The sequence below is a fragment of the Oribacterium sinus genome (assembly GCF_014202695.1).
Lineage (GTDB): Bacteria > Bacillota > Clostridia > Lachnospirales > Lachnospiraceae > Oribacterium > Oribacterium sinus.
The window spans coordinates 1-1,938 of record NZ_JACHHH010000021.1 but is presented as its reverse complement, the minus strand read 5'-3'; the positions used below and the strand labels follow the sequence as shown (position 1 = coordinate 1,938).

1 protein-coding gene and 1 pseudogene are annotated in these 1,938 nt (G+C 42.2%); both read left to right on the top strand.

Translation table 11 applies throughout. The annotated features are described in order from the left end of the window. Positions 1–556, top strand: a pseudogene (locus HNQ46_RS11935) (hypothetical protein); the annotation flags it as partial. A gap of 75 nt (positions 557–631) precedes the next feature. Continuing rightward, positions 632–1,938: hypothetical protein (locus tag HNQ46_RS11930; RefSeq protein ID WP_243155936.1), on the top strand; the 1,307-nt coding region annotated here is incomplete at its 3' end.

The window sequence follows — 1,938 nt, the reverse complement described above, 5'->3', positions numbered from 1 at the left end:
AGAGAAGAAAGAAAATCACTCCGGCAATACAGGCAATTCCGGTTCAACCTCTAAAGCTGTCTCCAGTAGTTCCGGTGGATCAAGTGGTGGCTCCGCTAGCTCAGGGGGAAGTTCCGGTGGCGGTTCCGGAAGCTTTAAGGTCAGCAGTAGCTTTTCAGGACAGGTACTTGGCGTGGACCGTTCTCTATCCGGAGGCCAGTGGATGCAGGATGAAAAGGGCTGGTGGTACAAAAGACCGGACGGAAACTATCCGAAGAACAGCTGGGGTTATGAAGCCTATAATGGAAAGTCTTATTGGTACTATTTCCTTGATTCCGGCTATATGGCTACAGGCTGGATAGAGGTAAACGGTAGTAAATACTACCTCTTCCCAAACTCTGACGGATGGAAGGGAAGAATGCTTACCGGTTGGCAGTGGATTGACGGAAACTGCTACTACTTAGACGCTCAAGGACAGAATGAAGGAGCCCTTTATAGAAATACCACCACTCCTGACGGCTTTACAGTGGATATGGAAGGAAGATGGGTAGTGAATGGAGCAGTACAAAAACAATAAACTTTCCACAAATGGATAGAAATATAGTATAATTTTATATCGTGAAATGGCAATAAATAAGAAAGGACGATGGAGATGAGAAGAAAAAATATGCTGGCTTTAGGACTTAGTGCGGTGCTTTGCACAGGGCTTTTTGCCCCTGCAAGCTATGCGGATATTTTAGACAATAAGGGTACTTACGTTCCGGAGGTAGAAAAAACTGCTGAAACAGCAGGAACTGTAGAAGGATTAGACGATTTTCCGGAAGAGACTGCTGTGGAAGGAAAAACTGCATCTATAGAGGAAGAAGTGTCGACTACTGATACAGAAGACCCCGAGGAGCTTGCTGAGCGAAAGAGTGAGTCTACAGAGGACTCTACAGAAGGCTCTACAGAAGATATAAGAGGAACAGACTCTACGGTAATGACCTCCGGATATTCAGGGTTTAGAAGTGCTGCAGTAACGAGATCCCTTGACAATAAGGTTATAAGGGTGACTGTATCATTTGAAGATTGGGACTTTCCGGCAAGAGATCATATGAAAGTGCTTCGAGATAAAAAAGTAAACGTAACAGGTGTCGTTTTAAGAGGAAATGAGCCTGGAGTCATCAATAATCCAAGCCCGGATCTTTATAAAATTCTCCCGGAGAGGGAAGTGGAAAAGAAAGTAAATGGTCAGTGGGTTCCTTACAATCTCAACTACTTTACCCCGGGGGAGTATCACTATGTATATACACTTGCTGAAGGAAAGAAGAGCCAATTTTATATTTTACCAATAGCAGAACAGGATGGAGATGGTATATTTGCTTATACAAGTGTTTCTGTGGAGGAAAGGTATTTTTATCATAAAGGGGTACATAGTTATGATCAAGATAATTTGAAAGCTACTCAACGGGAAGATGCAAAGTATAAATATTATACCTTTGAAAGCGAAACTTTTACCGTGAAGGAAGCAAAGGTTATGGCGAAAGTATATCTCCGTTCCAGCTTTGACATCCATAATGTTAAGGCAGGTGATACTACGAAGAGGGCAACACTTCAAGTGGAGAAGATTGTCTTAAAAGATGGTACGGAGCTTCTGCCTAAGGATTTGCCACAGCCTTTTCTTATGAATTTTCGTAACGATTTTCCCAAAAACCTGAATCAGTATAAACTCTATTTAGAAAGTTATCCGAATGAAGCGGGAAAAAACGGAAATCTCAGGTTTACGCAGGAAGAAGACAGAATTTTTCCGGAAGGCCGTTATAAGGTACTATATGTAATACAGCCTTATTATACAGTGGATAACTATCGTTTCTTAGTGTCGGAGACTGATGATACTTATGGCCAAGGTACAGAGATTTATGTCAATAATGAGCCCTATGAAGTCCGTAGGGTTATCCCCGATCATAATATATCAACCAT